The organism is Pantoea sp. AG702, assembly GCF_003182295.1.
GTDB classification, from domain to species: Bacteria; Pseudomonadota; Gammaproteobacteria; order Enterobacterales; family Enterobacteriaceae; genus Pantoea; species Pantoea ananatis.
The window spans coordinates 1-25,449 of the sequence record NZ_QGTU01000007.1 but is presented as its reverse complement, the minus strand read 5'-3'; the positions used below and the strand labels follow the sequence as shown (position 1 = coordinate 25,449).

Sequence of the window (25,449 nt, the reverse complement as noted above, 5' to 3'; positions counted from 1 at the left end):
CAGAGAATAGACAGAGGCGGACTGGGTTACTGTGATGAATGACAAATTTGTTACAGTTTTATTACAGTAAAGCGCGAAAATGCCAGGCAGATGCGCTTTTTCGCCCATTTTTAACCTCATGCATGCTCTCCTGAGCGGATAAACGTCGGGCTGAGGAGGTGTTGCCTGATTGCCTGGTAAATAACCAGATGTCAACCAGATAATGCAGCTCTGATTCAGGACATTGTTTACACTGACGCTCTGTTTATTTCGGGGTTGTTACCGTGCTTTTATTGATTGTTACTACCATTCTGTGGGCATTCTCCTTTAGCCTGATCGGTGAATACCTTGCCGGGCAAGTGGACAGCTGGTTTTCAGTGCTGATGCGCCTGGCGCTGGCGGCCATTGTGTTTCTGCCGTTCCTGCGCTGGCGCGGCTATCGGCCTTCGACGCTCTTGCTCTATATGCTGGTAGGGATGTTGCAGCTGGGCATTATGTATTTGCTGAGTTTTGAAGCCTATCTGTATCTGAGCGTGTCAGAATTCCTGCTGTTCACCGTGATGACGCCGCTGTATGTCACCTTAATCTACGACCTGATAAGCCGAAGGCCCCTGCGCGTGGGCTACATTTTCAGTGCGCTGCTGGCCGTTGCTGGCGCGGCAATCATTCGTTATGACAAAGTCAGCGATAACTTCTGGTTTGGTCTGCTGCTGGTCCAGTTGGCGAATATCTGCTTCGCGGCGGGGATGGTGGGCTACAAACGTTTGCAGGAAACCCGTCCAATGCCGCAACATACGGCGTTTTCATGGTTTTATCTGGGCGCGGTTCTGATTGCGATCGTTGCCTGGGCAGCCTGGGGCAATCCCCATAAATTGCCTACCACGACGCTGCAATGGGGCATTCTGGTCTGGCTGGGCGTCGCGGCTTCGGGGCTGGGCTACTTTATGTGGAACTACGGCGCGACGCAGGTCGATGCCGGCACGTTGGGCATTATGAATAACATGCACGTTCCGGCCGGCTTATTGGTGAACCTGGCGATATGGCAGCAAAAACCGCACTGGCCAAGCTTTATCGCAGGAGCCATCGTGATTATGGCGTCGCTGTGGGTCCATAAGCGCTGGGTGGTAGACAACAGCGCAAGATAGTCCGTGGCGGGCCTTGCCAGCGAGTAAACCGTTGCGGGAGAAATGCAGGGCATCTGGGCTGGAAACAGGCTGTGAACGCCCCTGAGCCTGACCGGAAGCAGACCGCATGACAGCGAGCTGCTTCCGGTCAGGGCGTTTCTGATTAAGCGGGTTTACCTGTGGCGGGGCGATGAATCATCGTCAGCCCTTTAAGAAAATTACGCAGAATCTGGTCACCGCACTCGCGGTAGTTTTTATGATCCGGTTTGCGGAAGATTGCGCCAATCTCAGCCTGAGAGACCGTAAAGTTGGCTTTTTTCAGCACGTCAGGAATGTCGGTAGTTTTCAAATCAAACGCGATGCGCAGCTTTTTCATAAAGATATTGTTGTTCATCTTGCGCTCGATGGAGGGCGCAGGCGCGTCTTCACTTTTTCCGCGGCGATGAAAAATTAAACCGTTAAGAAAATATCCCATCACCACATCGGGGCAGGGGCGAAACGCCGCATCCTCATCTTTCTTCAGCCAACTGGTAATGTCCGCCTGAGCCACTTCACATTCAGCCAGCGCAAAAATCGCCACCATTTTGGCATCGTTCAGATCGAGCATATAGCGCACGCTGCGCAGAATATCGTTGTTAGTCATGGTGAGATCTTCTCATGGTAAATCGACAGGCTGCGCATTATAGGGGATTTTGCCTGCTATCGCGCAGCTTTGTCACTCACGCGATAAAACCTTCGCAGGATGCGCGGCGTCCCTGACAAAGGGCAAATGCTCGCAGGCATGCTGACGGGCAAAACGCATAAACGCTTCCAGTACCGGCTGGCGCTGTTCACCGTCGCGTACAGCGGCGTAAAGACGACTCCATAACCCTTCGCCCAGCGTTTTGGTGATCACCAGGCCCTGTTTTTCAAAACTTTCAACGACCCAGTGCGGCAGCGCAGCAATCCCCATGCGCGCCGAGACCATTTGAATCATCAGCAGCGTGTTATCGACATTCTTGAGCGCCGGACTGATCCCCGCAGGTTGCAGAAAGTGGCGCCAGATATCCAGGCGCTGGCGCTGTACCGGATAAATCATTAGCACTTCATCCGCCAGGTCTTCAGGTGAAATGTGTTCAACCTGCGCCAGAGGGTGATCTGGCGCCAGTACCAGGCGGACTTCGAAATCAAACATAGGTGAATAGAACAAGCCTGAGCGCGGCAGGATATCCGACGTCAATACAATATCCAGTTCGCCCTGCTGCAGCGCGGGCTGCGGATCAAAGGTTACGCCCGATTTAAAATCCATCATCACCTGGGGCCAGCTCTGACGAAACTTATCTAAAGCCGGTGTCAGCCACTGAATGCAACTGTGGCATTCGATCGCGACGCGCAGCGTGGTCTGATGCGGTTCGTGGCAGGCCTGAAGCGCCTGCTGAATTTGCGGCAGTATCTGCTCTGCCAGCTGCAATAAAATTTCGCCCTGCGGGGTAAAACGCAGTGGCTGACTTTTACGAACAAACAAACGAAATCCCAGCCGCTGTTCCAGATCGCTGAACTGATGTGATAACGCCGACTGTGTCTGATGAAGCTGAGCCGCAGCAGCAGCCAGCGAGCCCGTATTCTGCAGAGCCTGAAGCGTCCGGAGGTGTTTGAATTCGATCATGAGAGTCCTTCACATCGAAGCTGAATAATTTGCGCTTGAGCAACATACAGTACCCGCAGAATATAGCGGTGTAAACATCTGGACGGCTAAACATCTTTGGCGACCCGCCAAAGCCGAAGACTTTCTGGAGAATAGTGAATGACTATCTTAAATCATACTCTCGGTTTTCCACGTATTGGTCTGCGTCGCGAGCTGAAAAAAGCACTTGAAAGCTACTGGGCTGGCAACAGCACGCAGGAAGAATTACAGGCGGTGGGTCGCGAACTGCGTGCGCGCCACTGGCAACAACAAAAAGCGGCCGGCGTCGATAAAGTGCCGGTGGGCGATTTTGCCTGGTACGATCATATTCTGACGACCAGCCTGATGCTGGGCAACGTGCCTGCTCGCCATCGAAATCAGGACGGATCGATTGATCTGGATACGCTGTTCCGCCTGAGCCGGGGGCGTGCACCGACGGGTGAGCCGGCCGCGGCGGCAGAAATGACAAAATGGTTCAACACGAACTATCACTACATCGTGCCAGAATTCACGCAAGGCCAGTCGTTTTCTTTAACCTGGACCCAACTGCTGGATGAAGTGGACGAGGCGCTGGCGCTGGGTCATAACGTTAAGCCTGTGTTGTCAGGACCGTTAACCTACCTCTGGCTGGGTAAGGTAAAAGGAGAACCCTTTAATCGTCTGTCACTACTGAACGATATTCTGCCCGTTTATCAGCGGGTCCTGACCGAACTGAACGCGCGCGGCGTTGAGTGGGTACAGATTGATGAACCCGTCCTGGCGCTGGAACTGCCACAGGAATGGCGCGAGGCCTTCAAAGCGGCTTACGCTGCGTTAAACGGGCAGGTCAACCTGCTGCTGACCACCTACTTCGACAGTATCGGCCAGAATCTGGATATTATCCGCACGTTGCCAGTGCAGGGCCTGCATGTGGATCTGGTGCAGGGGCAAGATGATATCCAGCAGGTGAACCAACAACTGCCCGCAGACTGGGTGTTATCTGTCGGCGTGATCAATGGCCGCAACGTCTGGCGTGCCGATCTCAGCCGTTGGTTTGAGCGTCTGCAGCCGCTGATCGCCTCACGTGAACACCTGTGGATTGGCACATCCTGCTCGTTGCTGCACAGCCCCATTGATCTGAGTGTGGAGACCCGTCTGGACGAGGAGGTGAAAAGCTGGTTTGCCTTTGCCTTGCAAAAATGTGATGAGCTGTCGCTACTGAGTACGGCGCTTCGCCGCAACGATCCCGCATCGCTGAAGGAATGGAGCGCACCGGTTCAGGCACGTGCGCATTCCCGCCGCGTCCACAACGCGGCTGTCGCACTGCGTCTGACAAATTTTCAGGCCAAAGACACCGAACGTGCCAGCCCTTACGCCGGGCGTGCCAGCACACAACGTCAGCGTTTCAACCTGCCCGCCTGGCCAACCACCACCATCGGTTCCTTCCCGCAGACCACTGAAATTCGTGGATTACGACTCGACTTCAAAAAAGGCGCGATTGATCGCGCGCATTACCGTACCGGTATCGCGGAACACATTAAGCAGGCGATAGCTGAGCAGGAGCGTTTGGGACTGGACGTGCTGGTTCACGGCGAGGCGGAACGCAACGATATGGTGGAATACTTTGGCGAGAACCTGGACGGCTTCGTCTTTACACAAAATGGTTGGGTACAAAGCTACGGTTCACGTTGTGTTAAACCGCCGGTCATTATTGGTGACGTCAGCCGTCCTGAAGCCATTACCGTGGCGTGGGCAACCTATGCGCAGTCCCTGACTGACAAGCCGGTAAAAGGTATGTTGACCGGCCCGGTGACCATTCTCTGTTGGTCATTCCCGCGGGAGGATGTATCACGTGAAACGATCGCCAAACAGATTGCACTGGCGCTGCGGGATGAAGTTGCGGATCTGGAACACGCCGGCATTGGCATTATTCAGATTGATGAGCCTGCATTGCGTGAAGGATTGCCGCTGCATCAGTCCGACTGGGCAGATTATCTGCGCTGGGCCGTGGAGGCGTTTCGGTTAACCGCCGCTGTCGCGAAAGACGAGACGCAGATTCACACGCATATGTGTTACTGCGAGTTTAACGACATTATGGCATCCATTGCGGCACTGGATGCGGATGTGATTACCATCGAAACCTCACGTTCCGATATGGATTTGCTGGATGCATTCAACGCATTTGAGTATCCGAATGAAATCGGGCCCGGCGTGTACGATATTCACTCCCCCAATGTACCCGACGTCGAGTGGATAGAAAATCTGTTACGCAAGGCCGCACAACGTATCCCTGAGGAACGTCTGTGGGTGAATCCGGACTGCGGCCTGAAAACCCGCGGCTGGCGCGAAACCCGACAGGCGCTGGCTAACATGGTCAAAGCGGCAAGAAACCTGCGGGGCGAAACCGCCTGATTTCCTGGTGTTGTGTCAATACGTTGTCAGTATGTTGGGGCGCCTGAACGCCCCTTTTTTCAGTCACTTCGCGGGGGCAACACCGTATTGCGCAAACCAGGCTAACATGCGCGCCCAGCCATCGGTGGCCGATTCGGCGTGATAGCTTGGACGATAGTCGGCGTTAAAAGCATGTCCGGCCTCGGGATAAACAATGATCTCAGCTTTGGCATTGGCCGCGTGCAGTGCCTGGCGCATCTGCTCGACGCTCTCCAGCGGAATGCCGTCATCCTGACCTCCATACAACCCCAGCACGGGCGCGTTCAGATCAACGGCGATATCGATAGGATGTTTTTGCTGCTTCATGGTTTTTTCACCCACCAGGCGACCATACCAGGCTACGGCGGCGCGCAGTTGCGGGTTGTGCGCGGCATAAAGCCAGCTGATGCGTCCGCCCCAGCAGAAACCGGTAATCCCCATGCGGCGAATATCTCCCCCGTTACGGGCAGCCCAGTTCGCCGCGTGATCGAGATCTGCCAGCACCTGGCTGTCGGGCACTTTACTGACCAGCTCTTTGAACAGGGTAGGGATGTCGTTGTAATCGTTGGGATCGCCTTCACGGAAGTACAGTTCTGGCGCGACGGCCAGATAGCCCTCCAGCGCCAGCCGACGGCAAATGTCGCGAATATGTTCGTGAACGCCAAAAATTTCCTGTACCACCAGCACGACCGGCAACGGACCTTCTGCTGACTGCGGCTTCGCATAAAACGCCGGCAGGTTTTCACCCTGGCTCGGAATGGAGGTTTCCCCCGCATGGATGTTGGCGCTGTCGGTAATAATGGTGGTCGCTGCTGTGGGCTGAACTGCCGGAGCAAACGCGCCTGCAGCTGATTTTTGTGTCATATTATCTTCGGTTTTCATCGTTCTCTCCGTGCAAGCATAGGCGCAATCACGTAACTATAGCCTGGCCACCCATGACAGGTACCGGGCATTGAGTAACAGAGCTGTTAACCAATAAAATTACACTTCTCTTTAACATTCCCGCGATAGCTTCCACATCACCATATGTAGCAATACGCAAGGCGAGAGATGGATGTGTGATCTAAATCACCTTATTTTTCTTTGGGAATGTAACTTTCATTTTCTTAAGTGAATTTAGTCACATATTTACCTCGCCCGGTGACGTAAAGTGGCGTAAAAATTTTCCTTAACCCGGAGTCTGATATGACACAGTCTGACGTATTCCATCTTGGCCTGACTAAAGCTGACCTGCAGGGGGCAACGCTGGCCATTGTTCCTGGCGATCCAGAGCGCGTGAAAAAGATTGCCGGACTGATGGAAGATGCACAGCATCTTGCTTCCCATCGCGAGTTCACCACCTGGCTGGCGAAGCTGGATGGCAAACCGGTTGTTGTGTGTTCGACAGGTATTGGCGGACCTTCTACATCGATTGCCGTTGAGGAACTGGCACAGCTTGGCGTGCGTACGTTCCTGCGCGTGGGAACCACTGGGGCGATTCAGCCCCATATCAACGTCGGCGATGTTTTGGTCACCACAGCATCAGTGCGCCTGGACGGTGCCAGCCTGCATTTCGCCCCCATGGCGTTTCCGGCAGTGGCGGACTTTACCTGTACGACGGCATTAGTCGCGGCGGCGGAAGCCTGTGGCGCTAAAACCCATATCGGTATTACGGCCTCTTCTGACACCTTTTACCCGGGTCAGGAACGATACGATACCTTTTCAGGCCGTGTCGTAAAAAGCTTCCAGGGCTCTATGCAGGAGTGGCAGCAGATGGGCGTGTTGAACTACGAGATGGAGTCGGCGACCCTGTTAACCATGTGTGCCAGCCAGGGGCTGAGAGCCGGGATGGTAGCGGGCGTTATCGTCAACCGCACCCAAAAAGAGATTCCGGATGCCGTCACGATGAAGCAGACGGAAAGCGACGCGGTGAAAATCGTGGTGGAAGCCGCGCGCCGTTTACTGTAATTCCCCTGTTTTAACAGACAGGCCCGTGATCGGGCCTGTCTGTCCTGCCACTCACAAGCCTTTGCGTCGCCTCTTCCAACGCCAGCAAATATATCTGGACATTCATACAGTGCGAATTTACCTTTTCCTTCATTAGCCTGACCAGCGGGGAAAATATGGATCAGCACATCATTATCTACATCTGCCTGGCGCTTGCCGGCCTTGGTGTGGGCTGGATACTGGCGCAAATGCGGGTCGGCCATCAGCTGGCCAGCTTTTCTACAGAACGTCGCCTGCTAAACGAGGGGCAACAGCGTCAGCAGCTGCATATCGACCAGCTCCAGCAAGAGGTGCAGCAGCGTGAACAGGAGCTGAGACAGCTTCATGGTGCGTTAAGCGGGGCCAATGAGCGCCTGCAACAGCTCGACTACTGGCGCAACGAGAGCGAACAACTCACCCGTGAACTTCGTAATCAGCTCGAAGTGAACAGCGCGCAGGAAGCAGAGCTGCGCGAGGTCACGATTCGTCTGGAAGAAACCCGCTTTGCAGCAGAAGAAAAACAGCGACTGCTGACAAACAGCGAGCAGCGACTCAGCGCGCAGTTTGAAAATCTGGCCAACCGTATTTTTGAAAACAGTGGACGTCGGGTTGATGAGCAGAATCGTCAAAGTCTTAACAGCCTGATAGGGCCGCTCCGGGAGCAGCTTGACGGGTTTCGCCGCCAGGTGAATGAAAGCTTCGGTGCCGAAGCCCGTGAGCGCCACACGCTCACTCACGAGATTCGTCAGCTGCAGCAGTTGAATGCCCAGATGGCTCAGGAGGCGCTTAACCTCACGAAGGCGCTTAAAGGCGACAATAAAATTCAGGGCAACTGGGGCGAAGTGGTACTGAGCCGGGTGCTGGAAGCTTCTGGGCTGCGTGAAGGCTATGAGTACGACATTCAGGTCAGCATGCAGAATGAACAGCAAAGCCGGATGCAGCCGGATGTGATTGTTCGCCTGCCACAGGGAAAAGATGTGGTTATCGACGCTAAAATGACGCTGGTGGCCTACGAGCGTTATTTTAATGCCGATGACGATGTGGAACGCGAGCAGGCTATTCAGGAACATGTCAGCGCCATGCGCGGGCACATTCGCCTGCTGGGCCGCAAAGATTATCAACAATTGCCCGGTTTACGCTCGCTGGATTATGTGTTGATGTTTATTCCTGTTGAGCCGGCCTTCCTGTTGGCTATCGATCGTCAGCCCGAACTCATCAGTGAAGCCCTGCAGCAGAACATCATGCTGGTCAGCCCAACTACGCTGCTGGTGGCGCTGCGGACGATTAATAATCTCTGGCGCTATGAGCACCAGAGTCGTAATGCACAGCGCATTGCAGAGCGGGCCTCCAGACTGTATGACAAAATGCGGCTGTTTGTAGACGATATGAGCGGGATTGGTCACAGCCTTGATAAGGCGCAGAACAGCTATCGCGAGGCGATGAAGAAACTGGCAGAGGGGCGGGGCAACCTTATCGCCCAGGCTGAAGGTTTTCGCGATCTGGGTGTAGAAGTAAAACGCGCCATTAACCCGCACCTGGTTGAACAAGCTATGCCTGAGAATGAGCACGACAGTGAGCAAAATGACAAGGACAACGCAGACGAAAGTCATGAGCGGATTCGGCACCTCCGCGAATAAGCAGGTCACCAGCGTGCCTGACCTCTATGACTCTGATACACTTCAGTGAGTATTGTTTGTGGAGCAGGTAAAACCGATGGCAGATGAATCACAGCAGGAAACTACCCATTTTGGCTTTCAGACGGTCGCCAAAAGCGAGAAAGCCGGTAAAGTCGCGGACGTGTTTCACTCCGTAGCGGCAAAATATGACCTGATGAACGATTTAATGTCGTTTGGCGTCCATCGAGTCTGGAAGCGTTTTACCATTGACAGCAGCGGCGTGCGCCGTGGTCAGCGCGTGCTGGATCTGGCGGGTGGAACCGGCGATCTTACCGCGAAATTTTCGCGCCTGGTGGGTGAAACCGGTCAGGTTGTGCTGGCTGACATTAACAGCTCAATGCTGAAAATGGGCCGGGAAAAACTGCGTAATCTGGGCGTGGTAGGCAACGTCAGCTATGTGCAGGCCAACGCCGAAGCATTGCCGTTTCCTGATAACTATTTTGACTGCATCACTATTTCGTTCGGTCTGCGTAACGTGACTGAAAAAGAGAAGGCACTGGCCTCAATGTTCCGCGTGCTGAAGCCAGGTGGACGTTTACTGGTGCTGGAGTTTTCTAAACCTGTTATCGAACCCCTTAGCAAAGCTTACGATGCTTACTCGTTCCATATTTTGCCCCGTATTGGGCAACTGGTCGCCCAGGACGCAGAAAGCTATCGCTACCTTGCTGAGTCAATTCGCATGCATCCCGATCAGGAAACCCTGAAAGCGATGATGAATGACGTGGGATTCGAAAACACGACCTATTCCAACATGACGGGTGGGATTGTGGCGCTGCATCGTGGGTTTAAATTTTAACCATTATGGCGATGACCTTAACACCTGTAATGACCGCCGGTATTGAAACGGCGTTAAACCGCATACTGTATCGCGATCGTAGCCTGAAAAGCGCACGTCAGCGCCTGGTCGGCAAGGTACTGATGCTGCGTTTAAGTGAGCTATCCTGGCCGCTGGTGCTGGTGTTCAGTGAGCAGCAGCTTGACGTGCTCAGTGACTGGCAGGACAGCAGTGACTGCACGGTCATTACCCAGCTTAAGTCCCTGCCAAAGTTACGCGATCGCCAGCAGCTGACGACCTTGATTCGTAGCGGTGAGCTGCAGGTTGAAGGTGACTTGCAGGTGGTTCAGCAGTTTTCTGCGCTGATGGATTTGGCCGAGCTGGATCCCGCTGAATACCTTGCTCCCTGGATCGGTGATATCGCCGCTCAGGGGATGAGCCAGGGCGCGCAGCGTGCATGGCGTTTTTTCAAAGCAGAAACGCAACGGCGTCAGGACTATCTTGGTCAGGCATTAACCGAAGAGTGGCGGGTTGCGCCGGGCGCCCTGGAATTTGCCTGGTTCTCTGAGGAGGTTAGCGCGATGGAACGTTCGCTTGAGGCGCTTGATGCGCGTCTGGCACAGCTGGAGGCGAAATGAGTTTTGGAGAGATCCGCCGGTTATATTTTATTATTAAGGTGTTTTTGACTTACGGCCTTGATGAACTGATTCCGCAGATGCGCCTGACTCTTCCGCTCAGGCTATGGCGACGCTGCATTTTCTGGATCCCCAACCAGCACAAGCAAGAACTCCTTGGCGTGCGTTTGCGTATGGCGATGGAGCAGTTGGGCCCGGTGTGGATCAAGTTTGGTCAGATGCTGTCGACGCGCCGTGACCTGTTTCCCCCGGTGATTGCCGATGAGCTGGCTGTCCTGCAGGACCGCGTTGCCCCCTTTGATGGCGTTAAAGCGAAAGCGCAGATCGAAGCCTCAATGGGCGCACCGATTGAATCCTGGTTTGATGACTTCAATATCATTCCACTGGCCTCGGCCTCTATCGCTCAGGTACATACCGCAACCCTGAAATCCAATGGCAAGAACGTCGTTATCAAGGTAATCCGCCCGGATATCCTGCCGGTCATCAAAGCGGACATGAAACTCATCTACCGCATTGCCCGCTGGGTGCCACGATTGCTGCCGGATGGCCGCCGTCTGCGCCCGGTTGAAGTGGTACGGGATTATGAGAAGACCCTGCTTGATGAATTAAACCTGTTGCGTGAAGCCGCCAATGCCATTCAGCTTCGCCGCAACTTTGAAAACAGCCGCATGCTGTATGTGCCAGAGGTCTATTCGGACTATTGCAGTGAATCCATGATGGTAATGGAGCGCATTTACGGCATTCCCATTTCTGATGTGGCGACGCTGGAGCAGCACGGCGTCAACATGAAGCTGTTAGCAGAACGCGGTGTGCAGGTATTCTTTACCCAGGTTTTCCGCGACAGCTTCTTTCATGCCGACATGCATCCGGGCAATATCTTTGTCAGTTACGATCATCCTGAAGATCCTCAGTATATCGGCATTGACTGCGGTATCGTCGGTTCGCTGAATAAAGAAGATAAGCGCTATCTGGCCGAGAACTTTATTGCCTTCTTCAATCGCGATTACCGCAAAGTGGCGGAACTGCATGTCGATTCGGGCTGGGTGCCTGCCGATACCAACGTTGAAGACTTCGAGTTCGCTATCCGTACCGTATGCGAGCCCATTTTTGAGAAACCGCTGGCAGAAATCTCGTTTGGGCATGTGCTGCTGAACCTGTTTAACACGGCGCGTCGCTTCAATATGGAAGTCCAGCCGCAGCTGGTGCTGTTGCAAAAAACCTTGCTTTACGTTGAAGGCATCGGTCGCCAGCTCTATCCACAACTGGACCTTTGGAAAACGGCAAAACCCTTCCTTGAGGACTGGATTAAGGATCAAATCGGGATTCCGGCGATTATCCGTGCGGTAAAGGAAAAAGCCCCTTACTGGGCAGAAAAACTGCCAGAACTGCCAGAATTGTTTTACGACAGTATGCGGCAGCATAAGCAATTACGCCTCAGCGTGGATAAACTCGCGAACGATTTAAGTGTCCAACGTTCACGTCAGCAGCAGGCGCGTTACCTGTTTGGCGTAGGCGCGACGCTGTTGATTAGCGGAACGGCGGTGCTCCTCAGCAGGCCTGAGTGGGACCTGTTTCCAGCGGCATTAATGGCGGCGGGCTTTGTCAGTTGGTTAATCGGCTGGCGTAAGACAAACTGATTGTCACCTGCGCCAGAAACGCGGTAATGTCGCTGATTCGGACCCGAATAAACACGGGTTTCGTGGTGCATGACCCCGCAGTTTTTAACAATAAAATCGAGGCTATCTCATGGGCGGTATTAGTATTTGGCAGTTGTTAATTATTGCCGTGATTGTGGTTCTTCTGTTCGGTACCAACAAATTACGTAATCTGGGTTCGGATTTGGGTTCTTCTATCCGTGGGTTTAAGAAAGCCATGAGCGACGAAGACGATAAAAAGGATCAACCGAAAGAGCAGGATGCTGATTTCCATGCCAAAACGCTGGCGGATAAACAGCCAACGTCGGCTCAGAAAGATGACGTCAAGAACGACAAGCAGGTGTAAGCCGTGTTCGATATTGGTTTTGGTGAATTGGTATTGGTGTTCGTGATCGGGCTGATCGTTCTTGGCCCGCAACGTCTGCCCCTTGCGGTAAAAACGGTCATGGGCTGGATCAGAGCGATCCGCTCGCTGGCCGCCAATGTCCAGAGTGAGCTGGCGCAAGAACTCAAGCTTCAGGAGCTGCAAGACAGCCTGAAAAAGGTGGAAGAAGCCGGCCGGGGCACGCTGTCCCCCGAGCTTAAGGAATCCATGGAAGAGCTGCGGAAAACGGCTGATTCAATGAAACGCTCGGTCAAGCAGAGCATTGATATTGAAAGAGACGAAGACGAAGCCAATACCATCCATTCTCCTCACCCTGCATCGACCACCGAAACGCTGCACCCCGTTACACCTGCCGCCAGCGAACATCAGGCGCAGGCACCTGTGCAGGCTCCGCTGGCGACGTCTGAACCTGCGGCTTCTCAACCGGCCGACAGCCGCGTTGAGCCCTCCCCGGTTCAGCCGCGACCTGCCTCAGGGCATGCCAGTGCACCGGCACAGTCGCCTGCTCATGCCGATGCACAAACTGCGGCTAAGCCCGTTAGCGCTGTGCCGTCGGCAGGTTCAGTTTCTACTCCTTCTGCAAGTGATGAGCGATAATGGCCGTTGAAGATACCCAACCCCTGATCAGCCATTTGATTGAGCTGCGTAAGCGTCTGCTGAACTGTATTGTTGCCGTGTTAGTCATCTTTCTGGCGCTGATTTACTTTGCCAATGATATCTACCATGCGGTGGCGTCGCCGCTCATTAATCAGATGCCCGCGGGCGCCAGCATGATCGCCACGGATGTCGCGTCACCGTTTTTTACCCCGATCAAGCTGACCATGATCGTATCGGTATTCCTTGCCGTTCCGGTTATCCTCTACCAGGTCTGGGCCTTTGTCGCGCCAGCCCTCTATCGCCACGAACGCAAGTTGGTCATGCCGTTGCTGTTCTCCAGTACGTTGCTGTTTTACGTGGGCGTCGCTTTTGCTTACTTCATCGTCTTTCCGCTGGCCTTTGGTTTTTTCGCCAAAACCGCGCCCCAGGGCGTCACTATTGCAACGGACATTACCAACTATCTTGATTTCGTGATGACGCTGTTCATGGCCTTTGGCGTGGCATTTGAAGTGCCGGTCGCGATTGTGCTGCTCTGCTGGACGGGCATTACCAACCCCGATGATTTGAAAAAGAAACGCCCCTATATTCTGGTTGGCGCGTTCGTTGTTGGGATGCTGCTCACACCACCAGACGTTTTTTCCCAAACTTTGCTCGCTATTCCGATGTACTGCCTGTTTGAAGTCGGCGTATTCTTCTCACGTTACTATGTGGGAAAAGGCCGCCAGGCAGAGGATGAGGAACATAACGCCGATTCCTGATGTCTGATTGGGCACAACCCGCAAGGCGGGAGAGGAAAGTCAAAAACCGCCGCCAGGCGGTTTTTGTTTAGGGTGTTATTGATAAAGAGTGGAAAAAATATGTTTGATATCGGTGTAAACCTGACCAGCACGCAGTTCGCCTCCGATCGGGAAAAGGTGATCTCACGCGCGCGCGAAGCGGGCGTCACCGGCATGTTGATTACCGGCACCAACGCACTTGAAAGTCAGCAGGCGCAGAAACTGGCTGAGGCCCATCAGGATTATTGTTGGTCAACCGCTGGCGTGCATCCCCATCATGCCAGCGAATGGTCAGCGGACGTTGCTAACACGCTGCGCCGTCTGGCACAGAAAAAAGACGTAGTGGCAATAGGTGAATGCGGTCTGGATTTTAATCGTAACCTGTCCGCTCACCAGCAGCAGGAGTATGCGTTTGACGCTCAGTTGGCACTGGCGGCAGAGCTTAATATGCCGGTGTTTCTTCACTGCCGGGAAGCCCACGAGCGCTTTGCGGCAGTTCTTGAACCCTGGCTGCCCAAATTGCCTGCTGCAGTGATTCACTGCTTTACCGGCACGCGCGAGGAGCTAACCGCTTGCCTGGACATGGGGCTGTCGGTAGGGATTACGGGCTGGGTATGCGATGAGCGTCGAGGTATCGCGTTGCGTGGGATGCTGCCACTGATTCCGGCAGAGCGGTTATTACTGGAAACGGATGCACCTTACCTTCTGCCGCGTGATATGCGTCCCCGTCCCACGTCGAGACGAAATGAACCCTGCTTCTTGCCGCATATCCTGCAGCAGGTCGCAAACTGGCGCGGGGAGAATGTCGAGATGCTGGCACGTCAGGTGGATCACAATGCGCGTAAACTGTTCGGGCTGATTTAGGCTTTACGGAACTGCCGGTTATCCACGCTGCGTACGACCTGCTTGTTGAGCAGATTCAGCAACAGAATTGAGCGTGCTTCGCCATCCGGTTCAGAGAATATCGCACGCAAGCCCTCGAACGTGCCTTCGGTGATGATCACTTCATCACCGTTTTGCGGCGTTTCGGGATCGAGCAACGTCTGGGGGACGTCGGTTTGCAAGGCATCAATCACCAGGGCGGGCACGGTTGCCGGTGTTGTACCAAAGCGCACAAAATGGCTGACGCCACGCGTACTGCTTATGGTCGTGGTATGAATGGCTTCCGGATCAAATTCGATAAACAGATAGTTTGGAAACAGCGGCTCACTAACGGTCGTCCGCTTACCGCGCACGATCTTCTCCATCGCGATCATTGGACTCAGGCATTTTACCTCTTGCCGCTCAAGATGCTCTTTCGCACGCAATAGCTGCCCACGTTTGCAATAGAGTAAATACCAGGATTCCATAACTGCTCCCAATGAATGGACGCTAAGAATAGCAAACCTCCAGCCAGAGTTATAGCGCATTGGGGCCTGTAACGCGGCGTTGCCTGGAAAATAAACTAAGATTGTTCTGAATGATCAGTGCCACCGCATAAAGTGAGTAAACGTGAGTCATTCGCAACCCACGGGGCAATAACGATCGCCGTACCCAGCCTGACCGTTGTAAGTTACAGGCCAGGTAAAAGATGGGGCGCATAAAGCTCAACACATCCCCACAATCAGCCCTATAATGGCCCATTCACTCTGGCCGGAAAGTTGAAGCCGCATGAAATATCAGGATTTAAGAGACTTTATTGCGCTGCTTGAACAGCGTGGTGAACTGAAGCGTATATCGCACGAGATCGACCCCGAACTGGAAATGACGGAAATTGCTGACCGCACCTTACGTGCAGGCGGCCCGGCATTATTGTTTGAGAACCCTAAGGGTTACGACATGCCCGTTCTGTGCAACCTGTTTGGCACGCCAAAGCGCGTGGCGATGGGTATGGGGCAGGAAGAGGTTAGCGCACTGCGAGAAGTGGGCGAACTGCTGGCCTTTCTCAAAGAACCCGAGCCGCCAAAAGGCTTCCGTGACCTGTTCAGCAAAATGCCGCAGTTTAAGCAGGTGCTGAATATGCCCACCAAAAGGTTGCGCAATGCACCCTGTCAGGAAGAGGTCTTCAGCGGCGATGAGGTCGATCTAACGCGGATTCCGGTCATGAAATGCTGGCCAGGCGATGCAGCACCCTTAATTACCTGGGGGCTCACGGTAACCCGCGGTCCGCATAAAGAGCGACAAAACCTGGGCATTTATCGCCAGCAGGTGATTGGTAAAAACCGTCTTATCATGCGCTGGCTTTCTCATCGCGGCGGGGCACTTGATTATCTGGAGTGGACGAAAGCCCATCCTGGCGAGCGTTTCCCGGTATCTGTTGCGCTGGGTGCCGATCCGGCGACAATTCTTGGCGCGGTGACCCCGGTACCGGACACGCTGTCAGAATATGCCTTTGCGGGCCTGCTGCGGGGGAATAAAACCGAAGTGGTCAAATGTATTTCCAACGATCTGGAAGTGCCTGCCAGCGCGGAAATCGTGCTGGAAGGCTACATTGAACCCGGCGATATGGCCCCGGAAGGCCCCTATGGCGACCATACGGGCTACTATAATGAAGTCGATAGCTTCCCGGTTTTTACCGTAACGCATATTACTCAGCGGCATCAGCCTATTTATCACTCGACCTACACCGGACGTCCGCCAGATGAGCCAGCTGTCCTTGGCGTGGCGTTAAATGAAGTGCTGGTGCCGATTCTGATTAAGCAGTTCCCGGAAATCGTCGACTTTTATTTACCACCCGAAGGATGCTCCTACCGGCTGGCGGTCGTCACGATTAAAAAACAGTATGCCGGTCATGCCAAGCGCGTAATGTTTGGCGTTTGGTCGTTTCTTAGACAGTTCATGTACACCAAATTTGTTATTGTGTGTGACGACGATGTTAATGCCCGTGACTGGAACGACGTCATCTGGGCAATTACTACGCGTATGGACCCGGCGCGCGATACCGTATTGGTAGAAAACACGCCAATCGATTATCTTGATTTTGCGTCACCGGTGTCAGGACTGGGTTCTAAAATGGGCCTGGATGCGACGAATAAATGGCCGGGCGAGACACAACGAGAGTGGGGCACGCCGATTGTTAAAGATCCGGCAGTCACTGCGCGTATCGACGCTATCTGGGATGACCTCGGTATTTTTAAACAGCCATCACAGCGTTGATGGCGCGCAATAACCATAAAGACGACCCGACAGAGGGAACGCATGACAACGTTAAGCTGTAAAGTAACTTCAGTTGAAGCGATTACCGACACGGTGTATCGCGTTCGCCTGATTCCGGAAGCGGAATTTAGCTTTCGTGCAGGACAGTATCTTATGGTAGTGATGGATGAGCGCGATAAGCGTCCGTTTTCTGTAGCCTCTACGCCAATGGAAACCGAAATCATTGAGCTGCATATCGGCGCGTCGGAGCTTAACCTGTATGCGATGGCCGTGATGGATCGCATCCAGCAAGACGGGCAAATCGTTGTTGATATTCCCCACGGCGACGCATGGTTGCGCGAAGAGAGTGATAAACCGTTAATCCTGATTGCGGGCGGCACGGGCTTTTCCTATGCGCGCTCAATCTTACTGACGGCGCTTGCCCAACAGCCTGATCGAGACATTGCGATTTACTGGGGCGGCCGTGAGCTGAAACACCTGTACGATATGGATGAACTGGACGCGCTGGCCATTAAGCATCCTAATCTCAAAGTAATTCCGGTAGTAGAACAGCCTGAAGCAGGCTGGCAGGGTCGTTCTGGCACCGTATTAACGGCCGTCATGCAGGACTTTACTACGCTGAGTGAGCATGAGATTTATATCGCCGGGCGCTTTGAAATGGCAAAAATTGCGCGCGATCGCTTCTGTTCTGAGCGTGGCGCAGTGGAATCACAGATGTATGGCGATGCCTTTGCCTTTATCTGATTTCGCGCAGCAAGAAAAAACCCGCCCCTGACAGGCGGGTAAATCCCACAATAACGTCCCAACGTATCAAACGCGTTCGATAACGGTGGCGATGCCCTGACCCAGGCCAATACACATTGACGCCAGACCAAACTGCGCATCGCGGCGTTCCATAATATTCAGCAACGTCGTACTGATGCGTGCGCCTGAACAGCCCAGTGGATGACCCAGTGCGATAGCACCGCCATTTAAGTTCACCTTCTCATCCAGTTTGTCTGACAGGCCCAAATCCTTAATGCAGGGCAGAACCTGCGCTGCAAAAGCTTCGTTGAGCTCGAAGATGTCAATGTCGTTCACGCTCAGCCCAGCGCGTTTCAACGCCAGCTTGCTGGCGGGCACCGGACCGTAGCCCATGATTGAGGGATCGCAGCCCACCACCGCCATACTTTTAATACGGGCGCGGGGTTTCAGCCCCAGCTCCCGTGCGCGGCTTTCACTCATAATCAGCATGGCGGCTGCCCCATCTGACAGGGCTGAGGATGTGCCTGCGGTCACCGTCCCGGTCACGGGATCAAATGCAGGTCGCAGTGCCGCAAGGCCTTCCAGGCTGGTATCTTCACGGATCACTTCATCAAAGTCATAGCGTTTCAGCACGCCGTCGGCGTCGTGGCCGTGTATCGCAACAATTTCATTTGCGAAATCGCCGCGCTGTGTCGCCTGCCAGGCACGTTGATGGGAGCGCAAAGCGAATGCATCCTGCTGCTCGCGGCTAATGTGGTGCATGCGCGCCAGCATCTCTGCGGTTAATCCCATCATTCCTGCCGCTTTCGCAACGGTACGCCCTAAGCCGGGATGAAAATCAACGCCATGGTTCATGGGTACATGTCCCATGTGCTCCACACCACCGATCAAACAGGCATGTGCATCTCCCACCATAATGGCGCGTGCGGCATCGTGTAGGGCCTGCATTGAGGATCCACACAGACGGTTGACCGTTGTGGCGGGTACGACATGCGGGATTTCGGCCAGCAGCGCGGCGTTGCGGGCAATATTAAAGCCTTGCTCCAGCGTTTGCTGTACGCAGCCCCAGACGATGTCATCCAGGGTGGCAGCATTGACTGCCGGATGCCGACTTAACAGTTCACGCATAACGTGCGCTGACAGGTCTTCAGCACGTACGTGACGAAAGGCACCGCCTTTCGAGCGGCCCATTGGCGTGCGCACTGCGTCAATAATGACTACATTTTCCATTTTTTATCACCTCAGGCGCTTCTGAACGCGGCTTCATCAATCGGTTTGACGGCGGGATACCAGCTTTCATGTTGGCGCGCTTTTTCTGACAGCAGGGCAGGCAGCTCATACAGGCCGCCCAGTGCCGTATAGCGTTTCGCCTGATCCACGACATTACTGTTACCCAGCGTGTCGAGATAACGGAAAGCCCCACCACGGAATGGCGGGAATCCCAGGCCGTACACCAGCGCCATGTCTGCCTCGGCAGGTGAAGCAATAATCTTCTCTTCCAGACAGCGGACAACTTCATTCAGCATTGGCAGCATCATGCGGTTCAGGATTTCTTCATCACTGAAGATCCGCTTAGGCTGGCAGGCAGGTTCAAGCAGCGCATCGACCTCGGGATCAGAGACTTTTTTAGGTTTCCCTTTTTTGTCTTCTTCCCAACGCCAGAAGCCTTTACCGTTTTTCTGACCAAAGCGTTTTGCTTCAAACAGAATATCGATAGCATCGCGATAGTCCTTTTTCATACGCTGTGGGAAACCATCCGCCATCACGCTTTGTGCATGATGTGCGGTATCAATCCCCACGACATCCAGCAGCCAGGAAGGGCCCATCGGCCAGCCAAACTGTTTTTCCATCACTTTATCGATTTGGCGGAAATCCGCACCATCGCGCAACAACATGCCGAACGCGGCAAAGTAAGGGAACAGAACACGGTTTACGAAGAAGCCTGGGCAGTCATTCACCACGACAGGGGTTTTGCCCATCTTGCTGGCCCATGCCACGACTTTACCCAACGTCGCTTCACTGGTTTTCTCTCCGCGAACCACTTCTACCAGCGGCATACGGGGAACCGGATTAAAGAAGTGCATACCGCAAAAGTTTTCGGGACGCTGCAGTGCCTGCGCCAGCTGGCTGATGGGGATCGTAGAGGTATTCGAGGCCAGGATGGCATCACTGCGCATATGCTTTTCTGTTTCAGCCAGCACACTGGCTTTGATCTGCGGGTTTTCCACCACGGCTTCGACCACGACATCGGCCTGATCAAATCCGGCATAATCCAGCGTGGGTTGAATGGTGGCAATGACGGCAGCCAGCTTATTCCCGTCTATCTTACCTCGCTCCAGCTGCTTGTTCAGAAGCTTACTGGCTTCGTTCATGCCCAGGGTCAGCGCCTGCGGATGAATATCCTTCATCTTGACCGGCACACCTTTCCACGCCGACTGATAGCTGATGCCGCCACCCATAATCCCGGCGCCCAGCACGGCAGCCTGCTTCGGCGCACCATTTTCGCTGCTGCGTTTTTTTGCCAGCCCTTTAATGTACTGATCGTTGAGGAAAATTCCGACGAGCGCGCGGGCCACATCCGATTGCGCCAACGGAACAAACGCCGCCGTTTCCAGTTTTAACGCATCGTCACGTCCTAATGCGGCTGCGGCCTCGATCGTCTTCACGGCGGTGAGCGGCGCAGGATAATGTTTTCCGGCCGTTTGCATGACCATGCCTTTAGCGATTGTAAAGCTCATTGCGGCCTCGACAGGGCTCAGCTTTAACGGGGCTAATTTAGGGGCGCGACGTGCCCGCCAACTGCCATCACTGGCTGCCGCTTTAAGCATCGTCAGCGCTGCATCGCGCAGTTTATCAGGGCTGACAACTGCATCGACCAGACCCAGCCTGAGCGCAGCCATACCATCAATATCTTTACCTGCCGCAATGATTTCCAGCGCGCTGTCAGCACCCAACAGGCGAGGCAGGCGAACGCTGCCGCCAAAACCCGGCATGATGCCCAGCTTGGTTTCAGGTAAGCCCAGGCGGGCGGTCGGCGTGGCAACCCGTAAGTCCGTCGCCAGAACACATTCACAGCCACCACCCAGCGCGTAGCCATCGATCGAGGCGATGGTGGGAACGGGTAAATCTTCCAGACGATTAAAAATACTGTTTGCGAAGGTCAGCCACTGGCTCAGCTTTTCCGTTGGCGCGTCAAAAAGCGCAAGGAATTCGGTGATGTCAGCCCCAACGATAAAGGCGGGTTTGGCTGAGCTCAGAAGCACGCCGTGCAGATCGGCGTGTTGCTCCAGCACAGCAATCGCTTCGCCGAGGCTGGCAACGGTTTGTGTATCCAGCTTATTAACGGAGCCGGGGGCATCAAACACCAGCTCGACAATGCCGTCGTCCAACTGATTAAGAGTGAGGTTAGCGCCTTGGTAGAGCATGTACGTCTCCTGAAACCGCGAAAGGTGATCTGGTCATACCAGATGATCGTGAGTTTGGGAGCGATGTTAATTTTTTGCAAACAGCTCTTTGTTTATTTGCTAACAAGATCACAGCCTCCCTGAACCCGGCATCCGTATTTCGGCTGTGATAAACTGCGGCTTTTCCGGACACTGGAGAGGCGGCAATGGATTCATTAAAAAGCTTGTATCACGCGCATATTACGACCTTGCAACAACGTGCTCAGCAGGTATTGGCACGTCATAAACTGGATGCCATGCTGATCCATTCCGGCGAGTTGCTCACCGTGTTTCTGGACGATCATACTTATCCGTTTAAGGTTAACCCGCAATTTAAGGCCTGGGTGCCCGTAACCCAGGTGCCAAACTGTTGGTTGTGGATTGACGGTGTGAACAAACCGAAGTTGTGGTTTTACTCTCCGGTGGATTACTGGCATAACGTTGAACCGCTTCCGCACAGTTTCTGGACCGATGACGTTGAGATTATCGGCCTGGCAAACGCGAATGCCATCGGCGATCTTCTGCCAGCCCAACGTGAAAACGTCGCCTACATTGGCCCGGTGATCGAACGTGCGGCGCAATTAGGGATTAAGGCGGGAAATATTAATCCAAAAGGCGTGATCGATTTCCTGCATTACCATCGCAGCATAAAAACCGATTACGAGCTCAGCTGTATGCGTCAGGCGCAAAAAATTGCCGTGGCCGGGCATCGTGCGGCGAAAGAGGCCTTTTCTGCCGGCCTGAGTGAATTTGATATCAATCAGGCTTACCTGACGGCAACCGGACATCGCGATACCGATGTGCCCTATGGCAATATTATCGCCCTGAATGAGCATGCCGCCGTGTTGCACTACACCAAACTGGACCATCAGCCACCGGCTAAGCGTTACAGTTTTTTGATTGATGCCGGAGCGGAATATCAAGGCTATGCCGCCGATCTGACGCGCAGTTATGCCGCACAAAGCGGCACGCTGTATGCCAAAATGGTTGAAGCGATGAATACGGAAGAGCTGGCGTTGATTGCTACGCTGAAAGCGGGCGTGCGCTACACCGATTATCATCTGCAAATGCATCAACGTATTGCGAAATTGCTGACGAAGTTTGATTTGGTCCACGGGATAAGCGAAGAGGCGCTGGTAGCCGAGGATTTGACCGGCCCCTTTATGCCACACGGTTTAGGCCACCCGCTGGGCTTGCAGGTCCACGATGTCGCGGGCTTTATGCAGGATGAAACCGGTACGCACCTGGCCGCGCCAGAGCAATATCCTTATCTGCGCTGCACCCGGGTTATCCAGCCTGGGATGGTGTTAACCATTGAGCCAGGCTTCTATATTATTGATTCACTGCTGGCCCCGCTGCGAGAAGGCAAATTCAGCGCGCATTTTAACTGGCAGGCACTGGATGCGCTTAAGCCTTATGGCGGTATCCGCATTGAGGACAACGTGATTATCCATGCGAACCGCGTCGAAAACATGACGCGCGACCTGCATCTTGCCTGATGGAGGCGTTTGATATTCCTGCGCAGGCGCTCAGCGTCAGCGAGGAGACGATCAAAAAAAGCCGGTTTATTACGCTGCTGGCTCACACCTGTGGCGTGGACGCGGCGCGGGCTTTTGTCCAGCAGGTAAAGCAGGATCATCCCACTGCCCGTCATCATTGCTGGGCCTGGGTAGCAGGTGCGCCCAACGACTCACAGCAGTTGGGCTTTTCCGATGACGGTGAGCCTTCCGGGACGGCAGGTAAACCCATGCTCGCGCAGTTAATGGGTGCCGATATCGGAGAAATTACGGCAGTGGTCGTGCGCTACTACGGCGGCATTATGTTGGGGACGGGGGGCCTGGTTAAGGCTTATGGCGGCGGTGTCCAACAAGGATTGAAACAGCTTGAGCGCCAGCGAAAAGTTCCGGTAAAACTGTTCACGTTACAGTGCGATTACGCCCAGTTGAGCGATATTGAGCGCCTGGTGCAGCGCTTTGAAGGGAGCATTTCTGAAAGTCAGTATCTTGACCGTATCACTATGACGCTGGCATTGCCTTATGGACATATTGATGGATTTAAGCAAAACCTGTCAGACTTCAGCCGGGGTGCGTTAACGCTTCTTCCGCTTACACCATGATGTTCTTCTCTTTAATTAAAGGAACGGCTTAATGCACTTTCGCGCCATTACCCGCATTGTCGGTCTGCTGGTGATCCTCTTCTCGGTAACGATGATTTTACCCGGCCTCGTTGCGCTGATTTATCGGGATGGCGCGGGCCGCGCCTTCAGCCAGACGTTTATGATGGCCCTGGTGATTGGTTCGTTATTGTGGTGGCCAAACCGCAAGAAGAAAACGGAACTCAAGCCGCGCGAAGGGTTTCTGATAGTCGTATTGTTCTGGACCGTGCTGGGCAGCGTCGGTGCCATGCCCTTTATCTTTGCTGAACAGCCGCACCTGTCCGTTACGGACGCGTTTTTTGAATCCTTTTCCGGATTAACTACCACGGGCGCAACGACGCTGGTGGGGCTGGACTCCTTGCCTAAAGCCATTTTGTTCTATCGTCAGATGCTGCAGTGGCTTGGCGGCATGGGGATCATTGTGCTGGCAGTTGCGATTCTGCCGATTCTGGGCGTCGGTGGCATGCAGTTGTATCGTGCTGAAATGCCTGGCCCATTGAAAGACAACAAAATGCGCCCGCGCATTGCAGAAACGGCCAAGACGCTCTGGCTCATCTATGTGTTACTGACGATTGCCTGCGCGCTGGCCCTGTGGTTTGCCGGGATGCCTGCCTTTGATGCAATCGGCCACAGTTTTTCAACTATCGCCATTGGCGGTTTTTCAACGCATGATGCCAGTATCGGCTATTTCCAGAGTGGAACGATCAACACCATCGTGGCGGTGTTCCTGCTGATCTCCGGTTGTAACTACGGCCTACACTTCTCATTACTCAGCAACCGCAATCTGCGAGCCTACTGGCGCGATCCCGAGTTCCGGATGTTTATCGGGGTGCAGCTGACGCTGGTGCTGATTTGCACCATCGTCTTGTGGCTCCACAATGTGTATGACAGTGGCTGGCAAACGCTGAACCAGGCCTTTTTCCAGGTGGTATCCATGGCAACCACTGCGGGATTCACCACGGACAGTATTGCGCGCTGGCCGCTGTTTCTACCGGTGTTGCTGTTGTGTTCTGCATTTATTGGCGGCTGTGCGGGTTCTACGGGCGGCGGTTTAAAAGTGATTCGTATTCTGCTGCTGTGCAAACAGGGTAACCGTGAGCTTAAGCGGCTTGTCCATCCCAATGCGGTTTACACCATCAAACTGGGCAATCGTGCGCTGCCGGAACGTATCCTTGAAGCCGTATGGGGATTCTTTTCGGCATACGCGTTGGTGTTCCTGATCAGCATGCTGGCCATTATTGCTACCGGCGTTGATGATTTTTCTGCGTTTGCTGCGGTTGCGGCAACGTTAAACAATCTTGGCCCGGGCCTGGGCGTAGTTGCCGATAACTTCACCTCAATGAACGATGTAGCTAAGTGGATTTTGATTTCTACTATGCTGTTTGGTCGCCTTGAGGTTTTCACGTTGCTGGTGTTGTTCACGCCGACCTTCTGGCGGGAATAACGAATAAGGATGAACATAATGAAAGCGTTAATTCTCTTTTCCACCCGCGATGGTCAGACGCAAAAAATAGCCTCGGCTATTGCTGATGAGATTAAGGGCCAGCAATCTTGCGATGTCATCAATATCCAGGATGCAAAGACACTCGACTGGCAGCAGTACGATCGGGTGTTGATTGGTGCTTCAATCCGCTATGGTCATTTCCAGCCTGTCGTAAACGAATTTGTTAAGCACAACCTGCTTGCACTGCAGCAGCGCGTAAGCGGCTTTTTCTCCGTTAACCTGACGGCGCGCAAGCCTGAGAAGCGCTCGCCGGAAACGAATGCTTATACCGTCAAGTTTTTAGCACAGTCGCCCTGGCAGCCTGATTGCTGCGCCGTCTTTGCTGGCGCACTCTATTATCCGCGCTATCGTTGGTTTGACCGGGTCATGATTCAATTCATTATGCGGATGACTGGCGGTGAAACGGATGCATCTAAAGAAGTGGAATACACGGACTGGCAACAGGTGCAGCGTTTTGCCAGGGATTTTGCACAGTTACCAGGCAAATCGTACTGAAATAACGCGATTTGGCGAAATTTGAGACGAACAGTAATCTTTTTGCAATTAACCCTTGTCAGGCCGCGCGAACTCCCTATAATGCGCCTCCATCGACACGGCACAACGGCTTACGGAATGCGGTGTTGAGAGGGTCAGGCAACTGAACCGCCGGAGAAAAACTTCTGAAAAAGAGGTTGACTCTGAAGGAGGAAAGCGTAATATACGCCACCTCGCGACAGACGGTTAACCCGCTGTTCGCACTGCTCTTTAACAATTTATCAGACAATCTGTGTGGGCACTCGCAGGATTGATATCAGCGTCTCCGGACGTAAAAAATATCAAAGCCTCACGA

The 25,449-nt window shown here is 53.8% G+C and carries 23 protein-coding genes; 17 read left to right on the top strand and 6 right to left on the bottom strand.

The features are described 5' to 3' along the window. Positions 1-263: 263 nt before the first annotated feature. The gene (locus DFO57_RS17170) at positions 264-1,124 is read left to right on the top strand and encodes a carboxylate/amino acid/amine transporter (protein ID WP_029569338.1); all 861 of its coding nucleotides are present in this window, start codon (positions 264-266) and stop codon (positions 1,122-1,124) included. A 142-nt stretch (positions 1,125-1,266) separates the two neighbouring features. Here the strand turns inward: DFO57_RS17170 and DFO57_RS17165 are convergent, their stop codons facing one another. Beyond that, positions 1,267-1,746: a DUF1456 family protein gene (locus DFO57_RS17165; RefSeq protein ID WP_013024089.1), complete on the bottom strand. Its 480-nt coding sequence runs from the start codon at positions 1,744-1,746 to the stop codon at positions 1,267-1,269. 72 nt (positions 1,747-1,818) lie between these two features. Continuing rightward, a complete protein-coding gene (gene metR / locus DFO57_RS17160) occupies positions 1,819-2,748 on the bottom strand; it encodes an HTH-type transcriptional regulator MetR (RefSeq protein WP_022623771.1) in 930 nt (309 codons plus the stop codon). 138 nt (positions 2,749-2,886) lie between these two features. On the opposite strand from metR, the gene metE reads away from it, so the two are divergent. Further along, entirely contained in the window at positions 2,887-5,157 is a 2,271-nt protein-coding gene (gene metE, locus DFO57_RS17155; protein WP_029569339.1) for a 5-methyltetrahydropteroyltriglutamate--homocysteine S-methyltransferase, read from the top strand. Between the two features lie 63 nt (positions 5,158-5,220). Here metE and DFO57_RS17150 read toward each other — a convergent pair whose 3' ends face one another. Further along, positions 5,221-6,057, bottom strand: a complete 837-nt coding sequence (locus DFO57_RS17150) for a dienelactone hydrolase family protein (RefSeq protein WP_013024092.1) — start codon at positions 6,055-6,057, stop codon at positions 5,221-5,223. A 303-nt stretch (positions 6,058-6,360) separates the two neighbouring features. Here DFO57_RS17150 and udp point away from each other — a divergent pair, with 303 nt between their 5' ends. The 9 genes from udp (at position 6,361) to tatD (ending at position 14,503) form a co-directional block, all read left to right on the top strand. Next, the gene (udp, locus tag DFO57_RS17145; RefSeq protein ID WP_014606979.1) at positions 6,361-7,122 is read left to right on the top strand and encodes a uridine phosphorylase; all 762 of its coding nucleotides are present in this window, start codon (positions 6,361-6,363) and stop codon (positions 7,120-7,122) included. 155 nt (positions 7,123-7,277) lie between these two features. Further along, on the top strand, positions 7,278-8,777 hold the full coding sequence (rmuC, locus tag DFO57_RS17140; protein WP_029569341.1) for a DNA recombination protein RmuC: 1,500 nt from the start codon (positions 7,278-7,280) through the stop codon (positions 8,775-8,777). Positions 8,778-8,853: 76 nt separating this feature from the next. Beyond that, the gene (gene ubiE, locus DFO57_RS17135) at positions 8,854-9,612 is read left to right on the top strand and encodes a bifunctional demethylmenaquinone methyltransferase/2-methoxy-6-polyprenyl-1,4-benzoquinol methylase UbiE (protein WP_029569342.1); all 759 of its coding nucleotides are present in this window, start codon (positions 8,854-8,856) and stop codon (positions 9,610-9,612) included. A gap of 11 nt (positions 9,613-9,623) precedes the next feature. Next, positions 9,624-10,229, top strand: a complete 606-nt coding sequence (locus tag DFO57_RS17130; protein WP_026021046.1) for an SCP2 domain-containing protein — start codon at positions 9,624-9,626, stop codon at positions 10,227-10,229. Next, positions 10,226-11,863, top strand: coding sequence for a ubiquinone biosynthesis regulatory protein kinase UbiB (gene ubiB, locus DFO57_RS17125; protein ID WP_014606977.1), 1,638 nt, complete (start codon positions 10,226-10,228; stop codon positions 11,861-11,863). Before DFO57_RS17130 ends, ubiB begins: the two co-directional genes overlap by 4 nt. Before the next feature lie 109 nt (positions 11,864-11,972). Continuing rightward, the gene (gene tatA / locus DFO57_RS17120) at positions 11,973-12,227 is read left to right on the top strand and encodes a Sec-independent protein translocase subunit TatA (RefSeq protein WP_013024098.1); all 255 of its coding nucleotides are present in this window, start codon (positions 11,973-11,975) and stop codon (positions 12,225-12,227) included. A gap of 3 nt (positions 12,228-12,230) precedes the next feature. After that, entirely contained in the window at positions 12,231-12,863 is a 633-nt protein-coding gene (gene tatB / locus DFO57_RS17115) for a Sec-independent protein translocase protein TatB (protein ID WP_029569343.1), read from the top strand. Further along, a complete protein-coding gene (gene tatC / locus DFO57_RS17110; RefSeq protein WP_013024100.1) occupies positions 12,863-13,621 on the top strand; it encodes a Sec-independent protein translocase subunit TatC in 759 nt (252 codons plus the stop codon). The genes tatB and tatC overlap by 1 nt, the downstream gene beginning before the upstream one ends. 99 nt (positions 13,622-13,720) lie before the next feature. Then, on the top strand, positions 13,721-14,503 hold the full coding sequence (gene tatD, locus DFO57_RS17105) for a 3'-5' ssDNA/RNA exonuclease TatD (protein ID WP_029569344.1): 783 nt from the start codon (positions 13,721-13,723) through the stop codon (positions 14,501-14,503). Here tatD and rfaH read toward each other — a convergent pair. Then, entirely contained in the window at positions 14,500-14,988 is a 489-nt protein-coding gene (gene rfaH, locus DFO57_RS17100) for a transcription/translation regulatory transformer protein RfaH (protein ID WP_014606974.1), read from the bottom strand. The two genes, tatD and rfaH, sit on opposite strands and share 4 nt — an antisense overlap. 301 nt (positions 14,989-15,289) lie before the next feature. Here rfaH and ubiD point away from each other — a divergent pair, with 301 nt between their 5' ends. Both ubiD and fre read left to right on the top strand, forming a co-directional pair. Further along, positions 15,290-16,774 carry a 4-hydroxy-3-polyprenylbenzoate decarboxylase gene (gene ubiD / locus DFO57_RS17095; RefSeq protein WP_013024103.1) on the top strand — a complete coding sequence of 495 codons (1,485 nt, stop codon included), beginning with the start codon at positions 15,290-15,292 and terminating at the stop codon, positions 16,772-16,774. Between the two features lie 42 nt (positions 16,775-16,816). Next, entirely contained in the window at positions 16,817-17,518 is a 702-nt protein-coding gene (fre, locus tag DFO57_RS17090; protein ID WP_014595029.1) for an NAD(P)H-flavin reductase, read from the top strand. A gap of 66 nt (positions 17,519-17,584) precedes the next feature. Here fre and fadA read toward each other — a convergent pair whose 3' ends face one another. Next, positions 17,585-18,748 (bottom strand): acetyl-CoA C-acyltransferase FadA, encoded by a 1,164-nt coding sequence (fadA, locus tag DFO57_RS17085; protein ID WP_029569346.1) that lies wholly within the window; start codon positions 18,746-18,748, stop codon positions 17,585-17,587. A gap of 11 nt (positions 18,749-18,759) precedes the next feature. Beyond that, positions 18,760-20,943: a fatty acid oxidation complex subunit alpha FadB gene (gene fadB / locus DFO57_RS17080; protein ID WP_029569347.1), complete on the bottom strand. Its 2,184-nt coding sequence runs from the start codon at positions 20,941-20,943 to the stop codon at positions 18,760-18,762. Between the two features lie 185 nt (positions 20,944-21,128). Between fadB and pepQ the strand changes: the two genes are divergently transcribed. The 4 genes from pepQ to hemG are packed head-to-tail and all read left to right on the top strand — an operon-like array spanning position 21,129 to position 25,115. Beyond that, positions 21,129-22,460, top strand: coding sequence for a Xaa-Pro dipeptidase (gene pepQ / locus DFO57_RS17075; RefSeq protein WP_013024107.1), 1,332 nt, complete (start codon positions 21,129-21,131; stop codon positions 22,458-22,460). Continuing rightward, positions 22,460-23,077, top strand: a complete 618-nt coding sequence (locus DFO57_RS17070; protein WP_013024108.1) for an IMPACT family protein — start codon at positions 22,460-22,462, stop codon at positions 23,075-23,077. Before pepQ ends, DFO57_RS17070 begins: the two co-directional genes overlap by 1 nt. 31 nt (positions 23,078-23,108) lie before the next feature. Further along, positions 23,109-24,560 carry a Trk system potassium transporter TrkH gene (gene trkH, locus DFO57_RS17065; protein ID WP_013024109.1) on the top strand — a complete coding sequence of 484 codons (1,452 nt, stop codon included), beginning with the start codon at positions 23,109-23,111 and terminating at the stop codon, positions 24,558-24,560. A gap of 18 nt (positions 24,561-24,578) precedes the next feature. Next, on the top strand, positions 24,579-25,115 hold the full coding sequence (hemG, locus tag DFO57_RS17060; protein ID WP_014606970.1) for a menaquinone-dependent protoporphyrinogen IX dehydrogenase: 537 nt from the start codon (positions 24,579-24,581) through the stop codon (positions 25,113-25,115). Positions 25,116-25,449: the final 334 nt, after the last annotated feature.